This is a genomic window from Streptomyces sp. 4N124 (assembly GCF_052245395.1).
Classification (GTDB): Bacteria; Actinomycetota; Actinomycetes; order Streptomycetales; family Streptomycetaceae; genus Streptomyces.
In genome coordinates this window covers 42220-49783 of record NZ_JBQQBS010000072.1, presented here as the reverse complement: position 1 = coordinate 49783, position 7564 = coordinate 42220, and the positions used below count along the sequence as shown (strand labels likewise).

Below are 7564 nucleotides of genomic sequence, written 5' to 3'. Positions count from 1 at the left end.
CGGCGTCGCCCCACTCCGCGGCGGCCGGGACCCGTGGGGCGGTTCGCCTCGCCGGCGCGGACGGGTGGGAGTTCCTGGGTCGAGTCCTCGGATCCGGGCAGCGGCGCCGGCATCGGCACGGTCTCGTAGCCGCCGGTTCTCGGCGGCAGGTCCTTGAGCAGTTCGGCGAGGGCGTCGGTGCGGCGGGGGCGCACGACGCGTACCGGTTCCAGAGGTGGCCGGTCGTCGTGCGGCTGCCGGGGTTCGGACGGTGTCGGCACCGCTCTTCTCCTTCCGTCCCGTGCGCTGGGGTCCGGGCGGTCCCCGTGGAGTGATACGTGGCAACCGCACCGGGAGTTCAGCGGGACTCCGCGAAGGGGCACACGGGCGGACGAGGCGTTCCATCCACCGCATTGCCTTCTCAGCCGATGGTGACGACATGCGCCCAGGGCGGTGGGGCTTGCGGGGTGTAGTCGGGATTCTTCTCGTTCGCGGCGTGGGCGGGGCGGGGGAAGAGACCGACGATCGCGCGGCAGGGGGGCTGCACGGAGGGCCACGGCGTCTGACCGTCCGTCAGGGCGACGATGACGTCCGGACGGTGTCGCGAGCGGAGCGCCCGGGCGAAACCGGAGCGCAGATCGGTTCCGCCGCCGCCGACCAGGGCGATGTTCTCAGCGCGGCAGAGCGGGACGGCGACCCCGGCCGCAGCGTCGCAGGAGATCACCGAGACCAGGTCGCGCCGCCCGCCCACCGCCCGCGAGATCGCCGCCACCTCCAGCAGCGCGCTGCCCAGCTCGGCGTCGCTCACCGACCCGGAGGTGTCGATCACGACGCAGACCCGGGGCGGGGTGCGGCGCAGGCTGGGCAGCAGCACCCCGGGGACGCTGGCCGACCGCCGGGACGGACGACGGTAGCTGTGGTTCTCGCCCACCCCGGGCGCACCCGCCGCCGAACGGATCGCCGCCCCCAGCAACTGCCGCCAGGGCTGCGGCGGATGGAACGCCTCGTCCGCCCATCGCCGCCACCCGTCCGGCGCTTCGCCCGGCCGGCCCTTGATCCCCTCCGCGACCCGGAAGCGGACCGCGTCCCGCTGCTGCCTGCTCAGTCCGTGCGCCCCGTCAGGCCCCAGCTCCCACGGCCGGTGCTTCCCGTCGGCACCACTGCCGCAGTCCAGCCATGCCAGGTCCGCGGCGAGCCCGGTCATCGACGCCGTCCGCAGGTACTCCTCCATCAGCAGTCCGTCGGGCAGCCGCAGCAGCGACGGCAGCACCGCACCGGCAGGCAGGGGCAGACCGTCACCGTAGATGTCGTCGTTGATCTCGAAGTCGGCGGCGATGTTCCGCCGCAGCCTCTCCCAGCCTTCGTCCGGGGGAACCCCCGTCCCGCTGCGCTCGCCCGGCCCGTGCTCCTCGTGCTGCCGCGCATATCGCTCGCCCCGTCCGTGGTGGTCCCGGAGCAGGTGGGAGACCTCGTGCACCCAGACGCCCGCCAGTTCCTCCAGCGGGGTCCGCGCCACGAAGCCGGACGAGACGTAACAGCGCCAGTGCACGTCCACCGCCATCGTCGGCACGGACCGGTCCTCCACCACGTACAGCGCGAAGAGCGCGGCGGCGAGGTAGGGGCGGACCTTCACCGCGTGGAGCCTGGCCGCCAGCAACTTCTCCATGTCCAGCGGCAGTCCGTGCCCACCGGCCGGCACGCCCGCTCCGGCCGACGGCTTCGGCACGGTGGCCCGCACCGGGCGCGGCGGCGGAGGCGGGGACATCGGGCGCGGCAGCGGGGCCCTCACTCCCCCGGTCATCGGCGCACCCCCTGTTCACGGCCGGCCGTGATCCGCTCCACCGACCGGTCCGCGCGCTCGGCGAGACCGATGACGCCGGCCAGCCGCTCCACGGCCTGAGGCACCTCCCAGTCGTCGCGCCGTAGCCCGGCCAGCGTCTTCGCCGGCGCGACCAGCAGGTCGGCAGCGCCGGTCTCCAACGCGCGGACCAGCACCGCCCAGCCCGCCTCCCAACGCTCCCGCCGGGGCCGCGCCCCGACGGCGGCCACCACCGCCTCCAGCGCCGCCTGACGCAGATCTCCCCGCACCGGCAGCTCGGCGGAGGCCGGATCGGCCAGCAGTGACTCCGGGTCCGGCAGGTCCATCCGGTCCAGATGGGCGAGGAGTTCGAGCCCCGGCCCGTCCCCCACCGCACCCCGCACCAGCAGCGCGAGCACCTCCCGGGACACGGAGGCGGCCGTGCCGAAGGCCAACAGGGTCAGCGCGGCCTCCCAGCTCCTGGGCGAAGGCCAGGCGCCGCCACGCCGCGTCTCGGTGTTCGGCAGCCGATGGATCAGCGTGGGCCTGGCTTCCAGGAAGCCGCAGACCGCGCGCCGGGCGAAAGCCACCGCCTCCGGCAGCCGCTGAGGTACCAGCCGGGGCAGTTCGGCCCGGGGCCAGACCCCGCCCAGCCCGCGCACCACCACCTCCCGGTCGTGCACCCAGTTCAGATGAACGAACCGATTGGCCAGTGGCGGGCTCAGCTCCCACCCGTCCGCCGCCGACGCGCGCGGATTGGCGGCGGCCACGATCCGCACCCCGGGCGGCAGTTGCAGCGCACCGACCCTCCGCTCCAGGACGACCCGGAGCAGTGCGGCCTGGACGGCCGGGGTGGCGGTGGAGAGTTCGTCCAGGAACAGCAGCCCCCGTCCGGCCCGCACGAGGTCCACGGCCCACTGCGGCGGCGCCATCGGCACCCCCCGCACCGCCGGGTCGTCGCCCACGATGGGCAGCCCGGAGAAGTCGGACGGCTCGTGAACACTGGCGATCACGGTCGTCAGCGGCAGGTCGAGAGATGTGGCGAGCTGGGTGAGGGCCGCGGTCTTGCCGATGCCCGGCTCGCCCCAGAGCAGCACGGGCAGGTCGGCCGCGACGGCCAGGGTGAGCGCTTCGAGCTGCTCGTCGGGGCGCGGTTCGGTGGTGGTCGTCCGCAGCAGGCTCAGGAGGTCGTCGGCCAGGGCGAGGTGGGTGCCGGTTGCGGAGGCGCGGGCGCGGTCGGGTGCGGACGTGCCGGCGGCCGGAACGGGGGCGGGCAGGACGGTGCTGAAGGTCATGGGCATCACCTGGGGTGGGTCGGGGGACGGGACGGCCCGTCCGGGATGTCGTGGGCGTGCGGCGCTGAATGCGCAGTGCGGGAAAGGGAGTTCGGTGAGGGCGGCCGGTCAGCAGGTCAGGCCGGTGCGGGGCCGGAATCGGCTGCTCCGCTTGCTGCGCAGTGCGGGCGGGGTACGGCGGTCGAGCCGGGGACGGTGGCCCGCGTGCCGCACGTCCGGGGCGGTCTCTTCCCCGACGGCGCCCGCACCGGCCAGCCCCGAGCGGAAGAGCCCGTGGTCGATGCGGCGGGCCGCGGCCGACTCCAGTGCCTCCCGGAGCGGTCCGTCGCGCAGGATCGCACCGGGACCGAGCAGCCCCTCGACCACGGCCAGTGCCCCGGCGACGTCACCGTGGCCGAGCCGCTCCCGGACCGCGGGCAGTGCCTCCGGGTTGCGGTGCACCGCGTCGATCGCCCGCAGGCAGGGCAGAGCCGGTCCGCCGAGGGCCACCAGCAGCTCCTCCCGGCGCAATTGAGCCGGGTCGTGATCGATCGCCGTCAGCACCCCGTCCCGCAGCGCGATCCGGTGGACCTCGCCCCGGCACCGCACCCGGTGCGGATCGCGGGGGTCGGGTCCCGGTGCCGGGCCTGGCACCGTCACCGAGCCGGACGCCTCCAGTGCCGAGGCGACGAGCGGGTGCAGCCGCTCGGCCCTGACCAGCCCGGCCCGCAGCAGTTCCAGATCCGGAAGGACCCGGGCCGCGACCTCCGGCAGCACCGGAAGCGCCGCGACGTCCTGCGGCGTCACCGCCTCATGGAGCGGCCGGAGCGTCGGGGCATGGCTTTCGTCGGGGGCGACGAGTTCGAGCACGGCGTGTCTGCGCGCACCGAGCCGCACGGTGAAGGCCCCGCGTGGGAGTCCTTCGGCCCGCAACAGCGACTCCGCCTCGGCAGCCCAGCCGGCCACCGCCCACGGGCCTTCGCCCGCATCGCACCGACGCGCCAGTTCGCCGCTCAGTCCGGCGTCCCAGAGATGCCGGTGCAGGTCGAGCCGGAAACGCCGGTCGGGATGGGGATGCGGATGGCGGCCGGGGGCGCCGGTCCAGGACCCTTCCCACAGGGCCAGCGACATCCGCTGTCCGGCGTCCGCCCAGGCCGGCGGCGTACGCACCACCAGCTGCACCGGCGTGGCGCCCGAACTCCGGTAACGGGCCAGACAGATGGTGAGGCCGGGTCGGAGCCGTCCGTCGGGGGCGACCCGGGGCATGTGCCAGCGGAGCAGATCCGGTGCCAGCCGGCGCAGATCCGCACGGAGGCGGGTGACGAGATCGGTGCCGTGGCGGGCGCGCACGGCGTGCAGATCGAGATCGACGTCGACACGGGCGGCGGCGCAGGCCCCCGCCCAGTCACCCACGGCACGCCGTGCGGTCGCGGTCTCGATCATGGACGGTGGCACGGCGTACTCGCGCACGCGCTGCCACATCAACAGGCGGGACGGAATCTCATTCGCGGAGTGATGTGCCATCAGCACTCACCTTGCGCGAATGATTCCCCCAATCCGTACGAGGAGAAGGTCTTCATCGCCGCCACCGTAACTGCCGCGATGTCGATCTGTCAGCCACTTTCTTTCCAGAGCGCACTCAGTTCCCCTTTCGCAGCGCACTGAGTGCCACGCCCCGGAGTCGAGTGCTACGTTCCCGACCATGAGCTCCACCGTGAAACCGCCCATGCGGGACGCCCTGGTCGCGGCGGCCTTCCAGCTGTTCCTGGAGCGGGGCTACGAGCAGACCACCGTCGACGACATCGTGGCGCTGGCGGGGGTGGGGCGGCGCTCGTTCTTCCGTTACTTCCCCTCGAAGGAGGACGTGGTCTTCCCCGACCACGAACGGTGCCTGGCGGACATGACGGCCTTCCTCGCCGCCAGTGGCGAGGACGACGAGCCGGTGCGGCGGGTCTGCGACGCGGCCCGGCTGGTGCTGCGCATGTATGCCGAGAACCCGACCTTCTCGGTGCAGCGCTATCGCCTCACCAAGAAGGTCCCGGGGCTGAGGGCGTACGAGCTGTCCGTGGTGTGGCGCTACGAACGTGCCCTCGCCGAGTATCTGCGCGGACGGTTCGCCGGCCGGCGGGACGGGACGCTGCAGGCCGACGTGATCGCGGCGGCCGTGGTCGCGGCGCACAACAACGCCCTGCGCTCCTGGCTGCGTTCGGACGGACAGGACGACGCGGACTCGGCCGTGGATCACGCCCTCGGCTACGTACAGTCCGCCTTCGGCGCGTCCCCCGCCCCCTCCGCCCCGCTCGCGGGCGAGCAGCCGGAGGACGTCGTGGTCGTCGTCTCCCGCCGGGGCGCGCCCCTGTGGCGGGTCGTCCAGGAGATCGAGTCCACGCTCGGACGCGACTGATCCCCACACCCCTTCCACATCCAGGGGCACTCAGTACCTTTACGCGTGGCACTGAGTGCCATACGCTGAGCCTGTGCACGGTGGCACGGTGAACCGGGCACGTGCGTGCACGGGCGACCCGCGCACGTGGGATTCCGGCCGAGTGCAGGGAGTTGACCAGCGTGTACCACCACTCAGGAAGCGTTGCTCGTCCGACAGCCGGCTCCGCGACGGGCGTACTCGACCCCGCCCCCCGGGACGCGGATGCCATCCTCTACCAGCGCTGCACCTGGTGCGGCACCGCCATGTACCACCGTCTGCTCTGTCCGGTCTGCCAGGGCAGCGACCTGCGCACCGAGCGCAGCGAGGGCGTCGGTACGGTCCGCCACTCGTCCGTGGTGCACCGCAACACCCCCGCCGCGCGCAATGTGTCCCTGGTCGAGATGGCCGAGGGGTTCGTGGTGCGCGGCCGGGTCATCGGCCCGCCGATCGGCATCCACAGCGGCGACCGGGTCCGCCTGTCGACGGCCAAGGACCCCGTCCGCGGCGAGCCGGTGTTCCAACTGGTCGACGAGCCGTACCGGGCCTGGAGCTGACGCGAAGCGCTCCGCAGGAAGACCGGTGTTTTGGCCGCGGGTCCGTAGTGGCTGGTCGCGCCCACGCGGCGGAGCCGCACATTGATACAGCCCCGCGCCCCTTCGGGGGCGCGGCTGAACCGCGCCGGACCCGCTCAGGGCTCCACGTACACACCGGGTATCAGGTCCCGCACCGCCACCGGCCGCCCCGTCTCGAAGCATGAGTTGGCGGCGAGCCCGACCGCCAGAGCCAGCGCCCCGTCCCGTTCCGTGGCCGGACGTGACGCCGCCTCGCCGCCGGTCACCGGTTCCCCGGGGCTGACCGGTCCGAAGAGCGCGGCCAGCATGCGCGGGTCTCCCCCACCGTGAGCCTCGTGCGCGGTCTCCACGTCGAGTTCCGTCGGCGGCTGCCACAACGGACGCAGTGTGAGCCGCACCCCGCCCGCGTGCTCGGCGGCCGTGTCCCCGTGCAGGGCGCCGGTGCGGGAGGCGATCCGGGTCACGGGTGGCTGCCAGTTGCTCTCCTCGACCTCTAGTTCCAGACGGCCGGCGCTGCCGTTGAACATGACCCGGTAGCCCTCCCACGGGGAGTAGGCCGTCAGGTGGTACGTCATCGTGGCGCCCCGCAGGTAGCGGACGAGGACGGCCATGTCGTCCTCGATGGTGATCGGCCCGCCGAAGACGTTGCGGTCGCGGAGGTAGCCGTCGTCCTGTTCCGCGTCGAGATAGAGCGCGCGCAGGGTGTCGTTGGCCGCGAGGTCCAGGGCGAAGGGGTCGTCGGCGGCTGCCTCGGCGCCGTGGGCGCGCTCGTACTGCCGGCGCAGTCCGTGACGGGCGCCCGCCTCCTGGCCGTAGAAGCCGAGCCGGCCGTAGCCGAAGACCTCGGCGGGCTCGTCGGCGAGCCACCAGTTGACCAGGTCGAAGTGGTGCGAGGACTTGTGCACCATGAGTCCGCCGCTGTGCCGCTTCTCCCGGTGCCAGCGGCGGAAGTAGTCGGCGCCGTGGCGTATGTCGAGCAGCCACTCGAAGTGGACGGACAGGATCTCGCCGATCGCACCGTCGGCGAGCAGGGTGCGCACCTTCTCGTGCACCGGGTTGAAGCGGTAGTTGAAGGCGACGGTGAGGGAGTTGCCCGTCTCCCGGACGGTGTCCAGGATGCGGGCGCAGCGCTGTGCGTCGACGGTCATCGGCTTCTCGGTGACGACCCGGCAGCCCGCCTTCAGCGCGGGGACGATGTAGCGGTCGTGCTCGGCGTCGACGGTGGTGACGACGACTTCGTCGATGTCCTCCTTGGTGAGCAGGTCGGTGAACTGCTCGGGTTCCCACTGGGTGGCGGGCGGTTCGCCGGCGGCGGTCAGCAGTCGGTTGTGGAAGGCCATCCGGGTGGGGTTGGGGTCGCACAGGGCGACGACCCGGTGGCCGGAACGTGCGGCGAGGGCGCGGGTGAAGGTCTGGGCACGGTGGCCGGTACCGACGACCGCCGCGCGCAGAGGAGTTGATCGGCTCATGATCAAGCCCCTTCCCACCCACTGTCCCGGCCAGTCCTGGGCCAAGT

The 7564-nt window shown here is 73.1% G+C and carries 6 protein-coding genes and 1 pseudogene; 2 read left to right on the top strand and 5 right to left on the bottom strand.

Going from position 1 to position 7564, the window contains the following annotated elements:
• The 4 genes and pseudogenes from ACTWQO_RS42605 to ACTWQO_RS42590 form a co-directional block, all read right to left on the bottom strand.
• Positions 1–260: pseudogene (locus tag ACTWQO_RS42605) on the bottom strand (peptidoglycan-binding protein); the annotation flags it as partial.
• Between the two features lie 140 nt (positions 261–400).
• The gene (locus ACTWQO_RS42600; protein ID WP_443242751.1) at positions 401–1645 is read right to left on the bottom strand and encodes a vWA domain-containing protein; all 1245 of its coding nucleotides are present in this window, start codon (positions 1643–1645) and stop codon (positions 401–403) included.
• A 131-nt stretch (positions 1646–1776) separates the two neighbouring features.
• Positions 1777–3072 (bottom strand): AAA family ATPase, encoded by a 1296-nt coding sequence (locus ACTWQO_RS42595; protein ID WP_443242747.1) that lies wholly within the window; start codon positions 3070–3072, stop codon positions 1777–1779.
• Positions 3073–3180: 108 nt separating this feature from the next.
• Positions 3181–4575, bottom strand: coding sequence for a hypothetical protein (locus ACTWQO_RS42590; RefSeq protein WP_443242746.1), 1395 nt, complete (start codon positions 4573–4575; stop codon positions 3181–3183).
• Between the two features lie 202 nt (positions 4576–4777).
• Here ACTWQO_RS42590 and ACTWQO_RS42585 point away from each other — a divergent pair, with 202 nt between their 5' ends.
• Both ACTWQO_RS42585 and ACTWQO_RS42580 read left to right on the top strand, forming a co-directional pair.
• Positions 4778–5455 (top strand): TetR family transcriptional regulator, encoded by a 678-nt coding sequence (locus tag ACTWQO_RS42585; RefSeq protein WP_443242750.1) that lies wholly within the window; start codon positions 4778–4780, stop codon positions 5453–5455.
• A 161-nt stretch (positions 5456–5616) separates the two neighbouring features.
• Positions 5617–6030 carry a Zn-ribbon domain-containing OB-fold protein gene (locus ACTWQO_RS42580; RefSeq protein ID WP_443242745.1) on the top strand — a complete coding sequence of 138 codons (414 nt, stop codon included), beginning with the start codon at positions 5617–5619 and terminating at the stop codon, positions 6028–6030.
• Between the two features lie 134 nt (positions 6031–6164).
• Here ACTWQO_RS42580 and ACTWQO_RS42575 read toward each other — a convergent pair whose 3' ends face one another.
• Entirely contained in the window at positions 6165–7517 is a 1353-nt protein-coding gene (locus ACTWQO_RS42575) for a Gfo/Idh/MocA family protein (RefSeq protein ID WP_443242744.1), read from the bottom strand.
• Positions 7518–7564 lie beyond the last annotated feature (47 nt).